This is a genomic window from Rhodococcus sp. Leaf233, assembly GCF_001426165.1.
Classification (GTDB): Bacteria; Actinomycetota; Actinomycetes; order Mycobacteriales; family Mycobacteriaceae; genus Rhodococcoides; species Rhodococcoides fascians.
Window position 1 is genome coordinate 1,003,105 of sequence record NZ_LMRO01000009.1, and the last position, 20,807, is coordinate 1,023,911.

General features: G+C 63.5%; 19 protein-coding genes. 12 read left to right on the forward strand and 7 right to left on the reverse strand.

Annotated elements, in window-relative coordinates; genetic code table 11:
* Nucleotides 1–47 precede the first annotated feature (47 nt).
* Nucleotides 48–677 (reverse strand): TetR/AcrR family transcriptional regulator, encoded by a 630-nt coding sequence (locus ASH04_RS15390; protein WP_057473992.1) that lies wholly within the window; start codon nucleotides 675–677, stop codon nucleotides 48–50.
* Nucleotides 678–830: 153 nt separating this feature from the next.
* On the opposite strand from ASH04_RS15390, the gene ASH04_RS15395 reads away from it, so the two are divergent.
* From ASH04_RS15395 to ASH04_RS15405, 3 genes are read left to right on the forward strand one after another with little or no spacing between them, the layout of a single operon-like run.
* The gene (locus tag ASH04_RS15395) at nucleotides 831–2,468 is read left to right on the forward strand and encodes a class I adenylate-forming enzyme family protein (protein ID WP_057473993.1); all 1,638 of its coding nucleotides are present in this window, start codon (nucleotides 831–833) and stop codon (nucleotides 2,466–2,468) included.
* On the forward strand, nucleotides 2,465–3,757 hold the full coding sequence (locus tag ASH04_RS15400; RefSeq protein ID WP_052053768.1) for an MFS transporter: 1,293 nt from the start codon (nucleotides 2,465–2,467) through the stop codon (nucleotides 3,755–3,757). The genes ASH04_RS15395 and ASH04_RS15400 overlap by 4 nt, the downstream gene beginning before the upstream one ends.
* A 56-nt stretch (nucleotides 3,758–3,813) precedes the next feature.
* A complete protein-coding gene (locus ASH04_RS15405) occupies nucleotides 3,814–4,608 on the forward strand; it encodes a MerR family transcriptional regulator (protein ID WP_032388806.1) in 795 nt (264 codons plus the stop codon).
* 43 nt (nucleotides 4,609–4,651) lie between these two features.
* On the opposite strand, the gene ASH04_RS15410 is transcribed toward ASH04_RS15405, so the two are convergent.
* Complete coding sequence (locus ASH04_RS15410; RefSeq protein ID WP_057473893.1) at nucleotides 4,652–5,506, reverse strand: SGNH/GDSL hydrolase family protein; 855 nt, start codon at nucleotides 5,504–5,506, stop codon at nucleotides 4,652–4,654.
* A gap of 466 nt (nucleotides 5,507–5,972) precedes the next feature.
* Between ASH04_RS15410 and ASH04_RS26570 the strand changes: the two genes are divergently transcribed.
* The gene (locus tag ASH04_RS26570) at nucleotides 5,973–7,571 is read left to right on the forward strand and encodes a hypothetical protein (RefSeq protein ID WP_143544764.1); all 1,599 of its coding nucleotides are present in this window, start codon (nucleotides 5,973–5,975) and stop codon (nucleotides 7,569–7,571) included.
* A 288-nt stretch (nucleotides 7,572–7,859) separates the two neighbouring features.
* A complete protein-coding gene (locus ASH04_RS15425; RefSeq protein ID WP_057473894.1) occupies nucleotides 7,860–8,684 on the forward strand; it encodes a dienelactone hydrolase family protein in 825 nt (274 codons plus the stop codon).
* A gap of 41 nt (nucleotides 8,685–8,725) precedes the next feature.
* On the opposite strand, the gene ASH04_RS15430 is transcribed toward ASH04_RS15425, so the two are convergent.
* The gene (locus ASH04_RS15430; protein WP_027496177.1) at nucleotides 8,726–9,091 is read right to left on the reverse strand and encodes a DUF1330 domain-containing protein; all 366 of its coding nucleotides are present in this window, start codon (nucleotides 9,089–9,091) and stop codon (nucleotides 8,726–8,728) included.
* Nucleotides 9,092–9,250: 159 nt separating this feature from the next.
* On the opposite strand from ASH04_RS15430, the gene ASH04_RS15435 reads away from it, so the two are divergent.
* On the forward strand, nucleotides 9,251–10,150 hold the full coding sequence (locus ASH04_RS15435; RefSeq protein WP_082519269.1) for a 3-hydroxyacyl-CoA dehydrogenase: 900 nt from the start codon (nucleotides 9,251–9,253) through the stop codon (nucleotides 10,148–10,150).
* 113 nt (nucleotides 10,151–10,263) lie between these two features.
* On the opposite strand, the gene ASH04_RS15440 is transcribed toward ASH04_RS15435, so the two are convergent.
* Nucleotides 10,264–11,466, reverse strand: a complete 1,203-nt coding sequence (locus tag ASH04_RS15440; RefSeq protein ID WP_143536321.1) for a helix-turn-helix domain-containing protein — start codon at nucleotides 11,464–11,466, stop codon at nucleotides 10,264–10,266.
* A 128-nt stretch (nucleotides 11,467–11,594) separates the two neighbouring features.
* Between ASH04_RS15440 and ASH04_RS15445 the strand changes: the two genes are divergently transcribed.
* The 6 genes from ASH04_RS15445 (at nucleotide 11,595) to dctA (ending at nucleotide 18,762) form a co-directional block, all read left to right on the forward strand.
* The gene (locus tag ASH04_RS15445; protein ID WP_032393403.1) at nucleotides 11,595–13,259 is read left to right on the forward strand and encodes an FAD-binding dehydrogenase; all 1,665 of its coding nucleotides are present in this window, start codon (nucleotides 11,595–11,597) and stop codon (nucleotides 13,257–13,259) included.
* A 2-nt stretch (nucleotides 13,260–13,261) separates the two neighbouring features.
* Nucleotides 13,262–14,191, forward strand: coding sequence for an MBL fold metallo-hydrolase (locus ASH04_RS15450; RefSeq protein WP_057473897.1), 930 nt, complete (start codon nucleotides 13,262–13,264; stop codon nucleotides 14,189–14,191).
* Nucleotides 14,192–14,305: 114 nt separating this feature from the next.
* Nucleotides 14,306–15,352, forward strand: coding sequence for an ABC transporter substrate-binding protein (locus tag ASH04_RS15455; RefSeq protein WP_057473898.1), 1,047 nt, complete (start codon nucleotides 14,306–14,308; stop codon nucleotides 15,350–15,352).
* Nucleotides 15,353–15,411: 59 nt separating this feature from the next.
* Nucleotides 15,412–16,401, forward strand: a complete 990-nt coding sequence (locus ASH04_RS15460) for a FecCD family ABC transporter permease (protein WP_080729059.1) — start codon at nucleotides 15,412–15,414, stop codon at nucleotides 16,399–16,401.
* The gene (locus ASH04_RS15465; protein ID WP_027496184.1) at nucleotides 16,398–17,177 is read left to right on the forward strand and encodes an ABC transporter ATP-binding protein; all 780 of its coding nucleotides are present in this window, start codon (nucleotides 16,398–16,400) and stop codon (nucleotides 17,175–17,177) included. The genes ASH04_RS15460 and ASH04_RS15465 overlap by 4 nt, the downstream gene beginning before the upstream one ends.
* Nucleotides 17,178–17,331: 154 nt before the next feature.
* Nucleotides 17,332–18,762, forward strand: coding sequence for a C4-dicarboxylate transporter DctA (dctA, locus tag ASH04_RS15470; protein ID WP_057473899.1), 1,431 nt, complete (start codon nucleotides 17,332–17,334; stop codon nucleotides 18,760–18,762).
* Here the strand turns inward: dctA and ASH04_RS15475 are convergent.
* Genes ASH04_RS15475 through ASH04_RS15485 form a run of 3 tightly spaced genes read right to left on the reverse strand, consistent with a single transcriptional unit; the run spans nucleotide 18,684 to nucleotide 20,802 of the window.
* On the reverse strand, nucleotides 18,684–19,964 hold the full coding sequence (locus tag ASH04_RS15475; protein ID WP_072692246.1) for a PP2C family protein-serine/threonine phosphatase: 1,281 nt from the start codon (nucleotides 19,962–19,964) through the stop codon (nucleotides 18,684–18,686). The two genes, dctA and ASH04_RS15475, sit on opposite strands and share 79 nt — an antisense overlap.
* A 17-nt stretch (nucleotides 19,965–19,981) precedes the next feature.
* Entirely contained in the window at nucleotides 19,982–20,416 is a 435-nt protein-coding gene (locus ASH04_RS15480; RefSeq protein ID WP_032368860.1) for an ATP-binding protein, read from the reverse strand.
* Nucleotides 20,413–20,802: an STAS domain-containing protein gene (locus ASH04_RS15485; RefSeq protein WP_027496186.1), complete on the reverse strand. Its 390-nt coding sequence runs from the start codon at nucleotides 20,800–20,802 to the stop codon at nucleotides 20,413–20,415. Before ASH04_RS15485 ends, ASH04_RS15480 begins: the two co-directional genes overlap by 4 nt.
* Between the last annotated feature and the right edge of the window lie 5 nt (nucleotides 20,803–20,807).

Genomic DNA, 20,807 nt, shown 5'->3' on the forward strand with positions numbered 1-20,807 from the left:
CTCGGTCTCTTGAAGACTGGCATACACGCAGGTTTCGGTCAAGGAACTCACGTCCTGTGTGCAGTGCCTCGGCCGGTAGCAGCACCGACCGTTCGGCGTGCGATATCGAGGTACACCTCGACCAGTTCGGCCGGCGTCAGCGGGCCATCGGGTCGGTACCAGGTGGCCACTCCGATGCACATCGTGGTGACGGCCCGGCCGGCATCTGCGGGGTGCGGGGTGTCGAAGACCCCGGACTCGACTCCGTCGGTGACGATGGCATCGAGCAGCCGTTGCTCTTCGTCGCGCTTGGCGATGTAGCCGGCGCGGTTGGCCGGCTCGAGACTGCGAATCTCGGTGGAGCACACGAACGCGGCATCTCGGCGATGGATATGGAACAGCAGCAAGGACTCCACCACCGCGTCGAATCGGTCCTTCGGCGACGAACCGGCCCCGTCCATGGCCGATCGAGTCCGGTGCAACAGTTCGTCCATCGACGCATTCATGATGCCGACCAGGAGGGCCTGCTTCGACGGAAAGTGGTGATACAGACCGGGAACCGACAAGCCGGCACCCGCGGCGATCTGCCGCACCGACGTGCCGTGGTAGCCCTGCTCGACGAAGATGCGCAAGGCCGACGCCAGCGCTGGGGACAGTGCCGCGCCCTCGTATGTTCGCCAGTCGCCGATCGAGGTCATGCGATCACCGTAGAGGGCACAGCGAACTGGGCCGGGCGTTCGCACCGGGTTGACACCAAAGTTGTGATCCGCAACACTATCGAGGATGCAGACCGAACGAGTGTTCGGTCGGTCCACGTGGGCCGAAAATCTGCTCGAGCGGAAGGGCCGTTCATGACCCTCGACAGCGCGACCGGGCCTGCAACTGTTCTCGCCGCCTGGCGTAGCCGAGTCGCCGACACCCCGGACCGGCCGGCGCTGGCGTACTTCGACGCCGTGCTCACGGTGCGCGAGGTGGACGAGGCGTCCGACGCACTTGCCGCCGCACTGTTCGATCGAGGAGTGTCACAGGGCGATCGCGTCGGCATCTATCTGCAGAACATTCCGCAGTACGCCTTGACGTTCCTCGCGTTGTGGAAGATCGGGGCGGTCGCGTTGATCCTCAACCCGATGTACCGCAACCGTGAACTTCGCACCTTGATCGACGATGCAGAACCTGTCGCGCTCGTCTGCGACGAACACGATCTCGATTCTGTGGGGGCGACGTTGCGCGGCAGTTCGATTCGACTGCTCGTGAGCACCAGCGGACTGGACCTGCAGACACGCGACGACCCACGAGTCTTTGCGTCGACGTCACGCGTGACACCCCGGCCCGACGACGATCTGATGGGTCTGATCGACCGCTACCGTGGTCGATCTTTCCCCGAAATCGATCCCGAGCCGGACGATCTCGCGCTACTGGCCTACACGTCAGGAACCACGGGTCCGCCGAAAGGCGCGCAGATCTCGCACGCGAACGCCTTCGCGACTGCCCTCGATTTCGGGGAACGGGCCGGTCTCGACGACGGCGACGTCGTGTTTGCCGTCGCACCGCTGTTTCACATCACCGGCGCGATGCTCGACGCGGCGGTGGCCCTGATCCGCGACTGCATGCTTGTGTTCGCGCATCGTTTCGACGCGGCAGTCACTCTCGACGCTGTCGTCGAGCATCGTGTCACCTACACCATCGGTTCGATCACGGTGTTCAACGCGATCTCCGCAACCGAGGGTGCGACGAGGGCCCACTTCGAGTCGGTGAAGGCGTTGTATTCCGGAGGCGCACCTATTCCGCCCGCCACCGTCGCCGCGTTCGAGTCCCAATTCGGTTGCTACATCCACAACGCATACGGGATGACCGAAACCACCGCGGGAGTCATTGCCGTGCCACCCGGCGTGCGCGCGCCGGTGGACGCGGCCAGCGGTTCACTGTCCGTCGGGTTGCCTCTTCCTCGCGTGACGTTACGAACGCTCGACCCATCGGGGGAGCCGACGGCCGCGGGAATCGCAGGGGAACTGGAGATCTCGGGTCCGCAGGTGGTGTCGGGCTACTGGCGCAATCCGGACGCGTCCGAGTCGACGATGCCAGAGGGACGTCTGCGCACAGGCGACGTGGCGATCATCGACGAACACGGCTGGGTGTATCTCGTCGACCGGCTCAAGGACCAGATCAACGTGTCGGGATACAAAGTGTGGCCCCGAGAGGTCGAAGATGCACTCTACGAACATTCAGCGGTGTTCGAGGCCGCTGTGGTGGGCAGGCCGGATGACTATCAAGGGGAATCGGTGGTGGCGTACGTGTCACTCCGGCGCGACGCCACCACGACGCCGGATGAACTGATGGCCTTCGCGCGTGAACGACTGGCCGCGTACAAGCGTCCGAAATCCATCCACATCATCGACGAACTTCCCAAGACCCAGACCGGGAAGATTCGACGTGCAGCACTCAAACCTGTTCCTGTGAACAATAATTCGATCGAAAGTGGCACTCCATGACTGTCGGATCATCGCACGACACCCGCTCGGCACCGAATATTTCCTCACGGAAGAAATCACTGTTCGCCAGCACGATAGGCAACGTACTCGAATGGTACGAGTGGAGTGCCTACGCAGTGTTCGCGCCGTTCATCGCGGCGGCCATGTTCAGTCAGGCCGATCCGGTCTCGGCATTGCTGTCCACGCTGGCGGTGTTCGCCGTCGGATTCCTGATGCGGCCTCTCGGCGGCATCGTGTTCGGACGCATCGCGGACAAGAAGGGCCGTAAATTCGTCCTCGTCACCACGATGCTGATGATGGCAACCGGCAGCTTGCTGATCGGCATCATGCCCACCTACGGTGCGATCGGGGCCTGGGCCTCGGTAGTGCTGTTGCTCGCACGCGTCATGCAGGGTTTCGCGCACGGCGGCGAGTCGGCGACGGCGTATTCCTACGTCGGCGAGATTGCACCACCGAACCGACGTGGCATGTGGGGCAGCGTCGCGTTCGTCGCCATCTTCGGTGGATCGGCTCTGGCATACACAGTGGGTGGCGTCATCACCTCCACCCTGTCGGACTCTGCTGTCGGGCAATGGGGTTGGCGCATCCCCTTCCTCCTCGGCGCGCTCCTCGCGCTGTTCGCTCTCTACCTGCGCAAGAACATGGACGAGAGCGAGGTGTTCGACTCGGAGCAGAACAAGGTCGAACAAGAACCGATCGCGCGTAAGACCGTCGTCAAAGCGATCGTGTTGATGATCGGAATGACGTCGGGAATCACGGCGGCGCACTACACCTGGACCTCCTACGTCTCGACGTTCGCCATCACGCAGCGCGGGATGAACCCGGACACCGCCTACTGGATGCTCGTCGTCGCGCAGTTGATAGCGCTGGTGTCGCTACCGTTCTTCGGTCGCCTTTCGGATTCGATCGGTCGGCGGCCGATGCTGGCGGCATTCGCCGTGCTGATGTTCGTGCTGCAGATCCCGCTGACGATGCTGATCTCGACGCAGTGGTGGTCATTGCTGCTGCCGTCGACGGTGGCCCTGCTCGTCATCGCCGTCCCGGCCTCGATTCTGTCGTCGACGTTGTCGGAGAGCTTTCCCACCCGACTCCGCACGCAGGCAATCGGATTCGCCTACTCGTTCTCGGTGGCGGTGTTCGGCGGAACGGCACCGTATCTCAACCAGCTGTTCCTCGGGTTGGATCTGGGCTGGGTCTTCGGCGTGTACATCATGTTCCTCGCTGCCCTGACCGGAGTCGCCTGCTTCTACATGAAGGAGACCAAGGGGATTCGACTCGAGGATGTCTGATCCCTCCCTGGGCGGAGTTTGCTCCTGACGTGGCGTGAGGTTCTACCGTTGCCTGCATGAACAGCAGCGATACGACCACCTGGGGTATCGGCGACGTGGCCCGTCGGACCGGTGTCACCGAGCGGACCCTGCGTTACTACGAAGAGCTGGGTCTGCTCGCGCCGGACCGGGACGGGGGAGGCAGGCGCAGGTACGACGGCGGCGATCTCGCTCGGCTGTACCGGATTCGACTGCTTCGAGAATTGGGCACTCCGCTTGCGGACGTCGATCCGGAGGCAGGGGATCTCCACCACCTGACGCGGCAGCATCTGGCCGGCGTGGACCAACGGATGGCCGAGCTCGCTCGGGTGCGAGAGCGCGTTCGGGCTGTGGAGGACCGACTTCTTCACGGTGCTCGCCCGGGCGACGACGCTCTGCTGGACCTGCTCTCCGGCCTGTCGACCGACGAGCCCGCGGTCACTCGCCGCACCACGTTGCTGGTCTACCGCGACATCGCAGCAGCCCATTCCTACCTCGTCGACGTGCTGGGGCTGGCTCCCGGACAGATCGAATACGACGGCGACCGAGCAGTCCACGGCGAGATTCACGCCGGTGACGGTGTTGTCTGGTTGCACCGCGAGGCCCCCGAACATCGCATGGTGTCGCCGCTGACCACCGGCGCGGTCACCGCGTCGCTTGCGATCCTCGTCGACGACGTCGATGTCCATCACGCTCGCGTGGCGGCAACCGGAGCAGCGATCGACTACCCGCCGATTGACATGCCCTACGGCGTTCGTGAATACAGCGTTCGCGATCCCGAGGGACATCTGTGGTCGTTCCAGACGCCACTCGCAGAGTCGGCGGCGTCCTGAACTCGCCGCCAACCGTTCCGAATCAGCCATTCTGGGATCGACTTCAGGCAGTCAGCGCCTCGGTCACCTCGGCCGCGATGGCGGCCTCGCCTAGTGAGTTCGGGTGCAGCGGCACGAACTGATCCGCGAACAGCAGTGGTTCCACCCACCGCACTCCGACGGGCTGGCAGGCGTCGTGCCCCTCCGACGCCACGGACATGTCGAGGAAGGTCGTGTCGGTGTCAGCCGCTGCCTCGCGGATGGCATCGTTCAGCGTGGCCTGGAGGTTGCGCAGATACGGAACGTCGCCGCGCGTGACGGGGACCGACGGTTCGCACGTGCTTGCGGCCGGCATGAGCCATGGATAGCCGATGATGATCATCTTTGCCTCGAGCGCACGAGTATGTATGTCTCGCAACGCCTGTCGAACGGCCGGCAGCGTCTTGTCGAGAATCTTGTCGTCGAAGCTACTTCCGTTCTGCTGCGTGCACGGATCGAATGCACCGGCGTGGGTTGCGAGCGCACTCATGCACGCTGCACTCGCTCCCGAGAACACGCTGTTGTCGTTGCCACCGATCATCAGAGTCACTACATGTGCCGATGGCGACAACGCATCGAATTGCGGTCGTGTGCCCTCGAAATGAGGGGCATAGAAGTCGTCGGTGGCCGCACCGCCGCAGCTGACATCGGTGAGGCTGTAGCCCTGCTCGCGCGCGACGAGATGAGCAAAGTTTCGTTGCGACTGGAGGCACCTCAGTGGCGTGTTCGGCGCCAGTGGGAGAACGCCGTTGCCTGTGCTGAAGCTGTCGCCGAGGTTGACGTGCTCCATGGTCGACGCTGTTGCATGGGAGGGGATCGCCAGCGCGACAATGACGGACACGACAATGCCGAGCCCGAACCGATGCGTTGTGCTGCGCACTACTGACTCCCTTGCCAGCGGATACTGCCCGAGAGCGTACCGCCGTCGGGTGTTCTGGTGATCGGTGATGGTTCACGGTTCCGCACGGCGTGCCGTGGACAGCGAGAAGGTCTCTGGGTCGTAGGTCATGAACCCTCAGATGTCACCCGTCTAAGCCTGCTACTTCTGCGGACGGTCGTCGGTTTTCGTCGTCCTTAACACCTTCGCCGGCACCTACTTCACAGAGCATGGTGTCGGTCGCGACAGCGCCACCACATCCTTCGTGTACTGGGTCGCTTCCACGCAGACTCGTGCCCCGGCTGGGGACCGGGGATGACCAGCGTCGCCCTCGAATTCTGGTCTCTGTGGGACTCGAGAGACAACGGCGTCGAACACTGGTGGCTTGGGCCTGTCGGTATTCGTGTCGTCGGTGTTGTCGGTGACCCGGTTTAGAGTCTCGCTGTGAAACCGAGCCGAGGGGGCGCAAGTGTTGAGCACAATTGATTTTCTGGGCAGCTACACCGTGAATTGGGTACTGTCCCGGGTGAGGAGCACAGTAGATCTGGCGGTTGAGGAAGTCGATGTCGATGCCGTGGAGCGCGTGCTCGGCGACATGGGATGGACAAGAATTTCCGCCCCACCCCAATCTGGCAGTGGGCGTCCAATAGTTAGATTTTCCAAAGACATTCGTGGCACTGTCAGCTTGCAGACCCGACGTGAGACACGCGTCCGGATTCAGCAGCGGTTGGTCGATGCTTTCATCGTTTCTTCGGTTCAAAACATCTGGATCTCCACGATCAGATATCCCGATGGGCGGGATGGCACCTGCACGATTCGAGCCCGTGAGATCGGTCGCCCGTCAGACCTGTCAGCGGCTCGAGAGCGCGAACTGCTGAGCGATCGGTTGAGGCGTGGTGAGGTCGCCCACCCGCTGGTTCGGGCCGTCGGAGGTTGGGCCGTTCGGCAGTTTGATCGTCTGGTCGAAACTTGTGGCCGACTTGTGGTCGGCACCAGGCGCGGTCCCTATCGACGGTCGATCTGGACTCGCCCGGCGATGTCGTTTTTGGCCTTGTCTCTGTTAGTAGCGGCTATCTTGCTTGCCTTGATGGTTGACGATCCTTGGAAAGCGGGGGATTGGCCCTATGTAGCGGTCTTCGGCTCGACAGCATTCCTGATCATCGGGGCGGTCCTGTTCAGGGCGGTAGTTCTTGGTTTATGTACGCGTGTTTCGGTAGGTGATCCCGCCCGATTTCGGTTCGAAAGTACTCGCTCGAGGTGGACTGTCGAGGACTGGATCACTGACTCGGATCTTGGCGTGGGAGGAATGATCAGCGAGCCTCGGGTTTCGATGTTGGTGCGTCTCAACGCTTGGTCAAATAACGTGATGGCGCTCGTCGGCGCTGGGGTCGTAGCTTTGATGCTGTTTTCGTTCGTGCAGCTGCTTCGGACGAGCCCATCGCTCGCGATCATTCCGATTACTGCCGGAGTCGCCGCGTTGTGGCTGTTGGGGGCCAGCGTCTTTCGCTCCCGTCCTCGACGTGCGACACGACTGAGATTCCGTGGGGTACTGCAGTTTGCCCTAGCTCTCGGCCTTGCCGCAGCTGTGTTCAAAGCCCCCACGTTTGTTTTCTACAACAGTATGGGACAAACCGAGGCGGCGTTCTCTGCGAGTAATGTCGAGTATTTTTACCACGCAATTCCATTGCTGGTATCCGGCTCGATCGGAGGGGTCGCTTTTCTCGTCACCTGGTTGATCAGCCCAAAACTTGATCGCGTCACCCGGGATCTTCTTTCGATGGGGTGCGCCGCGTTGATTCTGGCCTGTCTGGTCGCAGGAATGTATCCGGCATCGCAGGGAATGGGTGAATCAGGTGGTGTTCCGTCGGTTAGCCCAGTTGTGAAGCGTGCGTGCGTCGTCGACGAAGCTGGTGCACACGCAATCTGGTTGATCGGAAGAGGTGAACATGCTCTGCACTACTCGAGGAATGTGAATACCGACACCGTCGGTGGACATCGCATCGGGGAAACCGGTGTTGCCAACACGGTGCTGGTGCCGCCTGGACAAAGCTGTCCAGTAGTTGAGTGAACAGGGTCGGCAACGTAGGTCAGAGGGCGATGTCACATCGAGTTAGTGTGACGCTCGACGCTCTTGATTGCTGGACGGTTCTCACTCTCCTCAGCAGGCGATGCGACTGGTTTATCAGGACCAGCGCGGTTGCTATAGCCGTCGGTCGCAGGCAAGGGCCGGCATACGAACTGATCTCGATGGCGGCGAGCGGCGCATCCAGACTGAGAGCCAATGCCGATTCGATGATCTAACTTTGACCACAAGCGTCAGTGCGGCGCAGTCGACCTCTCAGAAGGACGTACACCCATGACCGATGACACGCTGGCTGATTTCGAGCGAACCGAGTTCACCGCGGACGGGCGCACGGCGCCTGTCTATCGCATCGGCACCGGCCCGGCGGTCATCGTGATGTCCGAAATGCCGGGCATCACGCCGAGAGTGGCGGATTTCGCGCGCACCGTCGCCGGGATCGGATGCACCGCGATCGTGCCGCACCTGTTCGGCGTCGACGGTAAGGATCCTTCGACCGCGCCCCTGGGCGTGCTCGGGACGGTGGCAACGATCTCTCGCGCCATCGTGCCGGCGTGTATCAGTCGAGAATTCACCATCCTGGCCACCGGCAAGTCGTCGCGAGTCGTGGTGTGGCTGCGTGCTCTGGCGGCCGAGGAACACGAGCGGTGCGGCGGACCGGGGGTCGGTGCCATCGGAATGTGCTTCACGGGCGGGTTCGCCCTGGCCATGGCCGCCGACGATCGATTGATCGCACCGGTGCTGTCGCAACCGTCACTTCCGTTCGCGGCGTCGAAGTCACGCAGTCGTTCCATCGACATCAGTGCCGGCGACCTTTCGAAGGTGAAAAGCCGTTGTGCTGCGGGAGATCTCACTGTTCTCGGTATGCGGTTCCAGGGCGACACGATGTGTCCCCCTACACGGTTCGAGTTTCTGAGGGAACAACTCGGCGACGCATTCGTCTCCGTGGAATTGCCCGACTCCTCGTTCAATCCGGAAGCCTTCGGACCGCCGCACTCCGTCGTGACGGAAGGACTCATCGACGAGCCGGGTCAGCCGACACGGCAGGCTCTGGACCAGGTACTCGATCTGTTCCGCAGTAAGTTACTCGCAACGCCGTGAAGCCCCGCGGCGCGAACACGATGCGAAGCCGAAGGTCGAATTCACGACCACGGAATCGTGGCCTGCAGAACCGCCTCCTTCAACGCGGCGGTCCGTAACGCCGTCACCGTCTGATATTCGGGATCGGCCACCATCTCGCTGAACGCCTTACGTGACGGGTACTGGACCAGGAGTACTGCATCCCAGGCCTGCCCGTCCTCCGCGGCAAGTGCGGTCGAACCGTCGCCCGCGTACAGCACCGTCGCGCCGTAGCGCGGGAGGAAAGTCTCGTCCAGTGCTTTCGCATATTCTGCGTAGGAGTCGCGACCACCCTCGGCGAACCGAAGCAGGTTGAGCATCACCACCGGACCGCCGGGATCTTCTTCGAGGTAGCGCTTCAGGTCTCTTCCGCGGGGATCGACAGCCATCGTTCGAGTATGCGTGAGCCGTCGATCCTGTGGAGTGCAAAGCGCCGTTGCCGGTCGAGTCGATCCGCTGTCGGCCCCCACGAGGCGGTGGCTCCGCGCTCAGCGGTAGAACTGGGGGAGCGGGAAACCAGTAACTCGATTAAGGGAAGTGTGTCGTCAATGTCCGATGTTGAGAACGTGACCGTATTCGGAACCGGAGTGCTCGGTTCACAGATCATGATGCAGGCTGCCTACCACGGAAAAACCGTTGTGGGATACGACATTTCCGACGAACTTCTGGCCAAGCTGCCGGACCGCTGGGAATGGATGCGCGGATACTACAAGCGTGACCTGAAGACTTTCGACGAGGCGCGCTTCGACAAGGCCATCGAATCCATCACGACCACCACCAGCGTCGCGGAGGCTGTTTCGGACGCCGACCTGGTGATCGAAGCAGTTCCGGAGGATCTCGACCTGAAGAAGAAGGTCTGGTCGGATATCGGCGCTTCCGCCCCGCCGAAAACTATCTTCGTGACCAACTCGTCGTCGCTACTGCCCAGCAGTTTCGCCGAGGCCACCGGGCGGCCGGAAAAGTTTCTCGCATTGCACTTCGCCAACCTCGTGTGGCGATACAACACCGGTGAAGTAATGGCAACTGCTGCAACAGATCCTGTCTACTTCGATGTCGTCCTGAGCTTTGCTTCGGAGATCGGTCTCGTTCCCGTTCCGGTCCGAAAGGAAATTCCTGGATACGTGCTGAACAGTCTTCTGATCCCGCTGCTGCAGGCGGGAGCCAACCTCTACGTCGGCGGGGTTGCCAATCCGGCGGACATCGACAACGTGTGGCGCATAGCCACCGGGGCACCCGCCGGTCCGTTCCAGATATACGACACTGTCGGCTTCAACGTCGCAGCACATATCGCGCGCGCACACGGTGGCGAGGATCAGGTCGAATTTGCCGACATACTGCAAAAGGGTATCGACGCGGGAAAGACCGGTCTCGGGGACGGTGAAGGCTTTTACACGTACGACTCCGACGGCAAGCGACTCGATGCTGTCGAGTCGTGGAACATCAACTGAATCACTCGATCCCGCCTGTCGGTGATCCTGGGATCGACGACCCGGGCTCGAGTAATCGGTCATGGGCGCATGTGCGCACGACCACCGGCGACGCCGAATTCAGCCGAGCCGGGTCAACCGAGTTGGCGTAGTTGTATCGCGGTGTCCAGCGCCAACCGATGCCACGCCGAACGCGGATCCCGTCCGGTCAGTTCCTGAGCCCGGCGCAGTCGATAGCGCAAAGTCTGCGGGTGCACCTGCAGTCGGGCGGCTGCAGCCGTTGCTGTGCCGGTGGAGATGAAGGCCGAAAGACCCAGCAGGATATGCTCGTTCGCTGCCTCGGTCAGCGAGCCGAGCACGCTACGCACCACCTCGCTCGTGTCGGCGGTCGGGCGCGCTGTCAACAGTGCCAACAGCTGACCGTCGCCCTGATCGAGCAGTGCCCGGCCGTCGAACGCGTGATCCGGTGCGGTCTCGAGCGCTTCCGAGGCGAGTCGCCACGAACTGCTGATATCGGTAACGGTCGATCTCTCCACGAGGCATCCGCGCAGCCGCAGATCCCGACACGCGAGGTCGACCTCGGCGCGATGGATCGACGGCGGCAGCAGCGCGATCGCGCGTTGTTCGCGCCGAGTGCACAAGTGTGTCCGTTGATCCGCCGTTGTGGTGCGGTCCGGAGGGGCGAGGCCCATCGCAAGCACCAGAGACTCGACGGTGTCGTCGGACATGGGTCGGCCCGGATCGGTGGACTGCACCACGAGCAGGTTCGGGTGCGTCGGCAGCTTCAGGTCGAGTTCGCGAGTACGGTCCGACACCGCCCCGGGTGAGTTGTGTCTGGCAGCCAGCAAGTCGTCGAGCAACGCGGCGTGCGCCTGCGCACGGTTGGATGTGAGCTGTTCGCGCGCAATGACATACGCACCGATGATCTCCTCGGATATGGCGTCGATCGCGTCGAGCACGCCCAGGCCGAGTTCGGCGATGTCCGGCGGGTCGAGTACTTCCAGATACTCCGTTGTCACGTGCCGAACGAACACGCTCGACGCGACTCGATACGCGCGCAGCACATCGGCCAGCGGCCGCCCGTCTGCCGCGCGTGCGGAACCTATGGCTCGGAATCTCTTGTGGTCGCGGTCGTCGATCGTTCGATCGCCGTGCGCCCACAGGGCCATCAGCCGCCTCAGTGACCAATACGCGATGGCCTCGACATCGGCCAATTGTGCACCCTGCAGTGATCGGTAGACCGGGATCGCGTCGCGAATCGCGTGTACTGCGGATGCGACGACGGGGCCCAGATCCGATTCGATCTTCGCGACCACGGCGACCCGCGCCGGGTACATCGATCTACCTCGCACTCTTTATCAGCACCTGATAAATCCTATACTCATTCGACTCGATTTCCTTGAGTTCCGACGCCGACGACAGCACAGTCGAGGGAGACACCCGGGTCGAGCAGAAGAGTGGGGCAATGGACGCAGACGTGATCGTGGTGGGGGCCGGCTTGGCCGGACTGGTGGCAACCGCCGAACTGGCCGACGCGGGAAAGCGCGTGCTGCTCCTCGACCAGGAACCCGAGCAGAACCTGGGTGGTCAGGCCTTCTGGTCCCTCGGCGGACTGTTCATGGTCGACACGCCCGAACAGCGTCGAATGGGCATCAAGGATTCGGCGGATCTGGCGTGGCAGGACTGGCTCGGCACAGCGACGTTCGATCGCGGCATCGACGACCCTGCAGGGGAAGACTACTGGGGTCATCGGTGGGCCAGGGCATACCTCGATTTCGCGGCAGGTGAGAAGCGGTCGTGGCTCCACGCTCAGGGAATGCGATGGGTCCCCATCGTCGGATGGGCCGAGCGCGGCGGTTACCTGGCCGAGGGGCACGGAAATTCGGTTCCGCGATTCCACCTGACGTGGGGCACCGGGCCGGGTGTCGTCGCGCCGTTCGAGCGTCGCGTACGTGAGGCTGCCGACAAAGGGTTGGTGCGCTTCGGTTTTCGGCATCGGGTCGACGGATTCGTCGTCGACGGGGGAGCGGTGGTCGGAGTTCGCGGTGCGATGCTCGAAGCCAGTGCCGCGGAGCGAGGGGCAGGAAGTACCCGCGTCGAAGTGGGTGAGTTCGAGCTCCGCGCCGGAGCCGTGCTGGTGACGGCAGGAGGAATCGGGGCCAATCACGATCTGGTGCGCGAGAATTGGCCGGCGCGGCTCGGGACGCCGCCGAAGTCGTTGATCTCCGGAGTGCCGGAACACGTCGACGGCCGAATGCTCGGCATCACCGAGAAGGCCGGAGGCCGGCTGGTCAACAAGGACCGCATGTGGCACTACACCGAAGGCATCAAAAACTGGAATCCGATCTGGAAGAACCACGGCATCAGAATCATTCCGGGCCCGTCGTCGATGTGGTTCGATGCCCGCGGGCAACGGTTTCCGGTTCCGAACTTCCCCGGATTCGATACGCTGGGAACGCTGAAAGCGATCCAGGACAGCGGTTTCGAGTACTCGTGGTTCGTATTGACCCAGAAGATCATCGAGAAGGAATTCGCGTTGTCCGGGTCGGAACAGAACCCGGACATCACCGGCAAGAACCTCAAGCTCGTTCTCGGGCGGGTATTGCCCGGTGCCAGCGAACCGGTGGAGGCATTCAAGAAGAACGGCGAGGACTTCGTCGTCGCAGATTCTCTCGAAGAATTGGTCCAGGGCATGAACCGAATCACCGGCGAGGACTTGATCGACGGTGTCGACCTCAGGCGTCAGATCGAGTCGCGAGACCGTGAGGTGGACAATCCTTTCACCAAGGACCTGCAGATCTCTGCCATCCACAATTCCCGGCGCTCGCGCGGTGAACGCATCGCGCGGACCGCTGCACCTCACAAGATTCTCGATCCCAAGTCGGGTCCGCTGATCGCGGTGCGGTTGAACATCATCACTCGAAAGACGTTGGGCGGCATTCAAACCGATCTCGACGGTCGCGTTCTCGACTCGATGGGCACTGCCGTCGAGGGGCTGTGGGCTGCCGGTGAGATCGCCGGATTCGGCGGCGGCGGTGTGCACGGCTACCGGTCCTTGGAAGGAACCTTCCTCGGTGGATGCATCTTCGGCGGACGGCAGGCAGGGCGAGCCCTGGCGGCGCAGGCGTGAGAGTGCCGCGTTCGCTCGGTAGACCCCTACTGCCCGGTGCGGCCGAGATCGCCACCACAGCGTCGGCGAATCCTCGTTCCCCGGTGTCGGTCTCGTTTCTCGGGGTGAGCACAGTGCTGTTCGACGACGGCGAGTCGGCGATCCTGACCGACGGCTTCTTCTCGCGTCCGTCCCTGCCGAAAACCCTTCTGCGGCCTCTACGTTCGGACGGCCCGAGAATAGACAGTGCGTTGGGTAGAGCCGGCATCGGGACGCTCGACGCGGTGGTGTGCGCGCATTCTCATTTCGATCATGCCCTCGACTCCGCAGCGGTGGCACTGCGCACCGGCGCTGCCCTGGTCGGTGGTGCTTCGACCGCACAGATCGGGCGGGGCGCGCAGCTCCCGGACGCGCGCATCACCGTCGTCGCCGACGGTTCCGCAGTCGAGCTGGGTCACTTCGCTGTCACGTTCGTCGAGTCGGTTCACTCGTATCCGGACCGAGCTCACGGGACGATCGACCGGCCATTGCGGCAGCCTGCCCGGGTGCGAGCGTTCCGGTGCGGTGAGGCGTGGTCGATGGCAGTCGAACACCGTCCGAGCGGCAGGCGGGCTCTCGTCCACAGCAGCGCCGGGTTCCGAGCGGGCATGCTCGACGGCCTTTCCGCCGAGGTGGTGTACCTGTCCATCGGTCAGCTGGGGCGCCGAACACGCGAGTACATCGACGAGTATTGGCGGGAAACGGTGTTGTCGGTGGGGGCTCGGCGCGTCGTGCTGACGCATTGGGACGACTTCTTCCGGCCCCTCGACAGGCCGTTGCGGCCGCTGCCCTACGCCTTCGACGACATGCGCACCTCGCTCGACGTATTGACCGCCTGTGCACGCAGGGATGGGGTCGAACTGCAGTTGCCGACGCTGTGGCGGCGTGCGGACCCCTGGGCAGACATGGTCTGAGGCACCGAACGGGAGCGACCGAAATGCGCGGCGGTCGTCGAGCAAGATAGGGCAGGGTATCCTCTCCTCTTGTTCGTCCTCCCGCTCAGTACGTCAAGAAAGTTCGGTCACCCCGTGAAAAAAGGTACGAGGCGCGTCGCTGCCCTCTCGTCGCTGGTTCTTGCTGCAGGTCTGATCACCGCATGTGGTGAGTCCGAGGAGGTGTCGCAGACCGCGGCCACGGGCGGCGACGGCAAGACCGTCTACCCGCTCGTACTCGACAACTGTGGCCAGTCGGTGACCGTCGACGCTCCGCCGCAGCGAGTGGTGTCTCTCGATCAGGATTCCACCGAGATCCTGCTGTCGCTCGGTCTGCAGGATCGCATGGTCGGGACAGCATCGTGGACGGATCCGATCCGCGAGAATCTCGCCGAGGCGAACGCATCCGTACCGCGGTTGGCAGACAACGCGCCGACCTACGAGGTGGTGCTCGACACCGACCCGGATTTCGTGACCGCGTCGTTCGGCCGCCATTACAAGCAGGGCGGTGTCGCAGACCGTAGCCGCTTCGCCGAATCGAACATCGAGACGTATCTCGCACCCACCGACTGTGACAACGGCCTGAGCGTCAACGGTGGCCATCCCCGGACGACCCCGTTGACCATGGACGCGCTGTATCAGACCATTCGCGAAACGGCCGAGGTGTTCGACGTCCAGGAACGCGGTGAGAGCCTGATCAGCGAACTGCAAGGCCGTCTCGACGCGGCCACATCGGGCAACGACAAGACCGGTGAGAGCATCGCGTTCTGGTTCGCAGACACCAAGAGCCCGTACTTCGCCGGCCGCTCCGGAGCGCCTGCCCTCCTCGCCGATCAGGTCGGTGCCACCAACGTCTACTCCGATCTGCAGGACGACTGGGAAGCGGTCGGGTGGGAAACAGTGGTGGACCGCGATCCGTCCGTACTGGTGCTCGGAGACCTACTCCGCAATCGCTTCCCCGGGGACAAGCTGGAGGACAAGATTGCGTTCCTCGAATCGGACCCGGTCACCAGCACGATGGACGCGGTGAAGAACAAGCGATACATCTCGCTGCACGGTGCCGAGATGAACCCCTCGATTCGGCTGGTCGACGCCGTCGAGAAGCTGACCGCAGGCCTGAACCAGATCGGGCCTCGGTCCTGAGCGCCACCACGGCCGAGCCGAGCGTCTCGGCTAAACGACAGATCGGCCTGCCCGCCGTCATGATCGGCGGGGTTCTCCTTCTGGTCGTCTCCGTGGCGATCGCGATGACGCTCGGGCCGGCGCAGATCTCGCTGGTCAACGTGCGTGACGTCGTGCTCAACCACCTGGGACTGGCGGACATCCCCGTCCGGGTGTCCAAGAACGCGATCGTGTGGGAAGAACGGCTCCCACGCAGCCTCGTGGCAGCTGCATGCGGCAGCGGCCTCGGGATCTGCGGGGTCATCATGCAGTCGCTGCTCCGCAACCCGCTCGCCGACCCGTTCGTGCTCGGCATCAGTTCCGGCGCGTCCACGGGAGCGGTGCTGGTCGGGATCCTCGGAGTCGGTGGGGCCGCGCTCGGACTGTCCGGTGGCGCGTTCATCGGGGCCCTGGTGGCGTTCGGCTTGGTGCTGCTGCTCGCTCAACTCTCCGGTGGCAACAACGACCGCGTGATTCTGGCCGGAGTAGCGTCGACCCAGTTGTTCTCGGCATTGACGTCGTTGGTGATCTTCGCGTTCGCCGATTCCGACGAGACCCGCGGCGTCATGTTCTGGCTGCTGGGCTCGCTCGAGGGTGTTCGCTGGGACGACGTGATTCTGTGCGCCGCAGTCGTCGCGGTCGGGACAGCCGTCTGCTTCTACTACGCATTCGTGCTCGACGCGTTCTCGTTCGGCAACGAGGTGGCGTCCTCACTGGGCATCCCGGTACGCAAGGCTCGCATCGCACTCCTGGTCGTGACCGCCCTCATCACGGCCACCTTGGTGAGTGTGGCAGGGGCGATCGGATTCCTCGGGCTCGTGTTGCCGCATGCAGCGCGGTTCCTCGTCGGCTCGAGGCACGGTCGCCTCGTTCCGGTCACGGCATTGATCGGGGCGGTCTTCATGGTCTGGGTGGACGCGGTGTCGCGCGTCGCGTTCGCGCCGACGCCGCTGCCGGTCGGCGTGGGTACCGCACTGGTGGGCGTCCCGGCATTCATCGCCATCCTGTCCAGACGGAAGAAGGCGTCATGACACTCTCGGCAACCGATGTCACGTGGCGTCGCGGCGGTGCGCTGGTCGTCGACGGGGTGTCCCTCGAGCCCGGCCCGGGCGATACCGTCGGGCTGCTCGGGCCCAACGGATCCGGCAAGTCCTCGCTGCTGCATCTGATGAACGGTGCCGTCAGGCCGACGTCGGGCGTGGTGACCCTCGACGGAACCGAGCTGTCCGCGATGCGGCGGAAGGACGTCGCGAAGATCGTGGCCGTGGTGAGTCAGCACGCCGACACCGACTTCGACATCACCGTCGCCGACGTCGTACGGCTCGGCCGCATTCCCCATCGAGGAGCGTTCGGCGGAGACGCAGCTGCAGATGCGGCGGCCGTGGATTCTGCACTGCGGCATACGGGTCTGGCAGGAAAGGCTCATTGTCTGTGGCATCAGCTGTCCGGCGGAGAACGGCAGCGCGCGCAGATCGCGCGCGCCCTGGCTCAGGAGCCGCGGGAACTGCTGCTCGACGAACCGACCAACCATCTCGACATCCATCATCAGCTCGAATTGCTGGCGCTGGTCGCACGGTTACCCATCACGAGCGTCATCGCACTGCACGATCTGAACCTGGCGGCGATGTTCTGCACGCAACTCGTGGTGTTGTCCGAGGGCCGGGTGGTGGCAGCAGGCGCACCCGCCGACGTACTCACCGAGGAGTTGATCGCGCGGGTGTACCGCGTGCGTGCCCATGTGACCCTCGATGGACCGAACAACAGTCCGTCGATCCGATTCGAGCCCGGCCTCGGGGCGCACGTGTAACTCGACCTGCCGATCGAGTCGACTGGCTTCACCATCGACCATCACCGTCAACATCGCCGAAACATTTCTCGCGCACGATGGTCGCGCCGAAACATGGTGCGATGCGACGGAGATGTCGCCGAGCACGACGGAAACTCGATCGAACGGTGAGCGCATGACAGAACGACCGACCGCAACGGACCGGGAAGCCGAACCCGATGTAGGCCGAAAGCCTTGGTATGCATCGCTTTTCGTGCAGTTACTGATCGGCATAGTCGGAGGCATTGCGATCGGGTGGCTCTGGCCGGGCCTGGGTGCGGACCTCAAACCACTGGCCGACGGCTTCATCAAGCTCATCAAGATGCTGATCGCCCCGATCATCTTCTGCACCGTCGTCATCGGCATCGCCCATGTGGGCGACCTCAAGTCCGTCGGCCGCATCGGCGTCAAGGCCCTGGTCTACTTCGAGCTGATCACGACGTTCGCGCTCGTGTTCGGTCTGGTGGTCGGCAACATCGTCAAGCCGGGCTCCGGGTTCTCCATCGACCCGCAGACCTTGGCCACCGGTGCCGAGGCCGTCGACCAGAAGACCGGCAGCGGCGAGTTGCCGCACACCGTGGACTTCTTGCTGAACATCATTCCGACCTCCGTGGTGTCGGCATTCGCGGAGAACGCGCTACTGCAGGTGCTGTTCTTCGCCGTGCTGTTCGGCTTGGCCTTGGCGAAGTTCGGTGAGAAGGGCCCGCCGATCGTGCTCGAACTCGTCGATCACATCAGCCACATCTTCTTCACGATCATCGGTTGGATCATGCGCCTGGCACCCATCGGTGCCTTCGGGGCGATGGCATACATCGTCGGCCAGTACGGCATTTCGTCGCTCGGTAGCTACGGGAAACTGATCGCGTGCTGCTACCTGGCTGCCGTGTTGTTCATTCTCGTTCTCGCGGCCGTCGCGCGGTACTTCGCCGGAGTCAACCTCTGGAAGTTCTTGCGGTACATCAAGGACGAGTTGTTCCTCGCCCTCGGAACGGCGTCGACGGAGGTGGTACTGCCGCGCATCATGGTCAAGCTGACCGAGGCAGGGTGCTCCCGCACGACCACCAGTCTGGTGGTTCCGACGGGATATTCGTTCAACCTCGACGGAGCAACCCTCTATCTGTCGATCTGCATTCTCTTTCTCGCGCAGGCTCTCGGCGTCGACCTGACACTCGGAGAGCAGATCGCTGCGGTGTTGATCCTGATGCTGACCTCCAAAGGCATGGCCGGAGTACCGGGTTCGTCGTTCCTCGCATTGTCGGCGACCGTTGCGGCCATCGGGCACGGGTCCATCCCGGTTGCGGCCGTGGCGTTGCTGCTCGGTGCCGACCGGATCATGGACTCCATGCGAGTATCGGTGAACCTTCTCGGCAACTGCGTCGCGACATTCGTCGTGGCGAACTGGGAGGGCCAACTCGACAAAGAGCGAATGCGCAGAGTGCTCGACGGTGAGGAGGTACCGCCGTTGGAGGCGATCGAGGAGTCGAAGGATTACGAACCGGTCGGATCGGAGCCGGAATCGGTATCGATCGGGGGAACCTCGAAGGCGAGCAACGCCACGTCGTCCTGAAGTCCGTCACCGAACGAGGCCAACAATTCGGTCAGATCGTCGACGATCTTTGCCGCGGAGGTCCGGCCTCGTTCGGCGGCGAATGCGTGCAGACTGCCGTCGTCGTCGAAACGAGTTCGGCCCGGGCCGACGATCGCCTCGGTCAGCCCGTCGGTGTAGAACGCCAACACGTCACCGGGCTGCATCGTCACCGTCGCCGAGGCGAAGTGCGGTTCGGTGAGGGCTCCGACCAACTGCCCCCCGGTGGTGTCCACGAATTCGACGACGCCGTCGTGCGCGATACGAAGAGCCGGCGGGTGGCCTCCGCTGGCGAGGTGCACCACGGCACCGTCGGGTCCCGGCGCGACGGTACCGAAGACCACGGTGCAGAAACGCGGATCGTCGCCGTGAAACTCGTGGTGGAGCACCGTGTTGAGGTTCTCGAGTACGGCGATCGGATCCCGATCGAAGACCGCTGCGGCTCGCAGCGTGTATCGAGTCAGGGACGTGACGGCAGCCGCGCCCGCTCCTTTTCCGCTCACGTCGCCGAGGAAGAAACCCCACGTCGCGTTGTCGAGGGGAAACACGTCGTAGAAGTCGCCGCCCACTTCGTCGATGGACGCGGGGTGGTAATGGGCCGCCACCTGCATGCCCGTCGGCGCGGACAGGATCGGCGGCAACAGTGTGCGTTGCAGAGTCGACGCCAGAATCTGTACCTGAGTCTTCTCGGCTTCCGCCAACTTGCGGGCTTCCTCCGACGCGCCCAATGCATCCTGAGATCGGTCGAGAGCTGCTTCGGCGTCGTCCTGAGCTGCCTCGGCATATATCCGCGCATCCATCAGGTGCTGCTCGCGGACTCGGCGCTCGGTCTCGTTGTGCAGCGTCATGGTCACCGTCGTCGCACCGGACACCGCTCGCAAACTGTTGGCGAGCATCGACACCGCCGTCTGCGAGCCCGATGCGGGTGCGCCGGTGAGTTGCGCCGTCACTCCGATGGGCGAGTCGGAGTCGGACGACGTGGCTGCCGCGAGCAGTTCGCGCAAAACCGGTGCGAACTCGGGGCTGAAAAGATCCGTGACTGCGGTGCCGACCAGATCGTCCCGACTCAGTGCCGTGATGCGAGCGGCCGCCGCGTTGGCGTAAAGGATGTCGCCGGACGCAACGTCGATCGAAAAAACCCCGCACGGTGCGGAGTCGAGTAGTTCGGCAGCCGAGGCGGTCATGGCTTCTCCTACCAAGATTACGAGGGGCGGCCGGTTGATTCGGCCGTGACTGGGTTCCGCCACACTGCGGTGACCACGGTGCCCAGACCTGGACGGTGGTCGACGGTGAGGTCGTCGGACACTGCCTCGGCGAGCTGAAGCCCGTGGCTTCGTGTGGTCGTCGGTGCCGGCGGACGCCACGTGCCGGTGTCCGAGACGGTGACGGTCAGTGTCTCGCGTTCGTACGCTGCCGTGATCGTCATCGTCCCCGGTTCGGGCGCGGAGCTGTAGGCGTGTTCGACGACGTTGGCCAGGGCTTCGTAGGCCCCGAGAGCGATGTCGTCCACGAGAGTCCGATGCACTCCCAGGTCGAGCGCCCAACCCTGGAGTCGGCGCCGAGCGGCGCTGGCAGCAGCAGCCTCAGCGGTCGCAGTGTGACTCCACCGACTGGCGGGCTGTGAGTGGGACGTCATCGGCCACCCTCACTGTCGACCGCGCTCGACTGCACGTGCGCCACAGCCTCGGGAACGGTGGTGAAGGTGGCCATCACCCGGTCGATTCCGCTGAGCTGAACCGGGCGAACGACCACCCCGTCGACGGCGACCAGTGCCATTCGCGACGATTCGGGCAGCCGGTCGGACACTCGGACCAACACGGTGATGGCGCTCGACGACAGAAAGCTCACATCGGTCATGTCGACCACCAGTCCGCGTTCCGCGGCGTCGGCCGCAGGGAACGCAGCGGCGGACAAGTGGGGGATGGTATCCAGGTCGAGTTCGCCTCTGACTGTGATGACGGTTGTCGCGTCGTGCACATCCGAAACGATCTCGAACTGTCCTCCGGTCGGGTCGTCAGACATACGGC

Coding starts and splice junctions, on each gene's coding strand:
- ASH04_RS15390 (WP_057473992.1), bottom strand. CDS start 677: ATGACCTCGATCGGCGACTGGCGAACATACGAGGGCGCGGCACTGTCC.
- ASH04_RS15395 (WP_057473993.1), top strand. CDS start 831: ATGACCCTCGACAGCGCGACCGGGCCTGCAACTGTTCTCGCCGCCTGG.
- ASH04_RS15400 (WP_052053768.1), top strand. CDS start 2,465: ATGACTGTCGGATCATCGCACGACACCCGCTCGGCACCGAATATTTCC.
- ASH04_RS15405 (WP_032388806.1), top strand. CDS start 3,814: ATGAACAGCAGCGATACGACCACCTGGGGTATCGGCGACGTGGCCCGT.
- ASH04_RS15425 (WP_057473894.1), top strand. CDS start 7,860: ATGACCGATGACACGCTGGCTGATTTCGAGCGAACCGAGTTCACCGCG.
- ASH04_RS15430 (WP_027496177.1), bottom strand. CDS start 9,091: ATGGCTGTCGATCCCCGCGGAAGAGACCTGAAGCGCTACCTCGAAGAA.
- ASH04_RS15435 (WP_082519269.1), top strand. CDS start 9,251: ATGTCCGATGTTGAGAACGTGACCGTATTCGGAACCGGAGTGCTCGGT.
- ASH04_RS15440 (WP_143536321.1), bottom strand. CDS start 11,466: ATGTACCCGGCGCGGGTCGCCGTGGTCGCGAAGATCGAATCGGATCTG.
- ASH04_RS15445 (WP_032393403.1), top strand. CDS start 11,595: ATGGACGCAGACGTGATCGTGGTGGGGGCCGGCTTGGCCGGACTGGTG.
- ASH04_RS15460 (WP_080729059.1), top strand. CDS start 15,412: ATGATCGGCGGGGTTCTCCTTCTGGTCGTCTCCGTGGCGATCGCGATG.
- ASH04_RS15465 (WP_027496184.1), top strand. CDS start 16,398: ATGACACTCTCGGCAACCGATGTCACGTGGCGTCGCGGCGGTGCGCTG.
- dctA (WP_057473899.1), top strand. CDS start 17,332: ATGACAGAACGACCGACCGCAACGGACCGGGAAGCCGAACCCGATGTA.
- ASH04_RS15475 (WP_072692246.1), bottom strand. CDS start 19,964: ATGACCGCCTCGGCTGCCGAACTACTCGACTCCGCACCGTGCGGGGTT.
- ASH04_RS15480 (WP_032368860.1), bottom strand. CDS start 20,416: ATGACGTCCCACTCACAGCCCGCCAGTCGGTGGAGTCACACTGCGACC.
- ASH04_RS15485 (WP_027496186.1), bottom strand. CDS start 20,802: ATGTCTGACGACCCGACCGGAGGACAGTTCGAGATCGTTTCGGATGTG.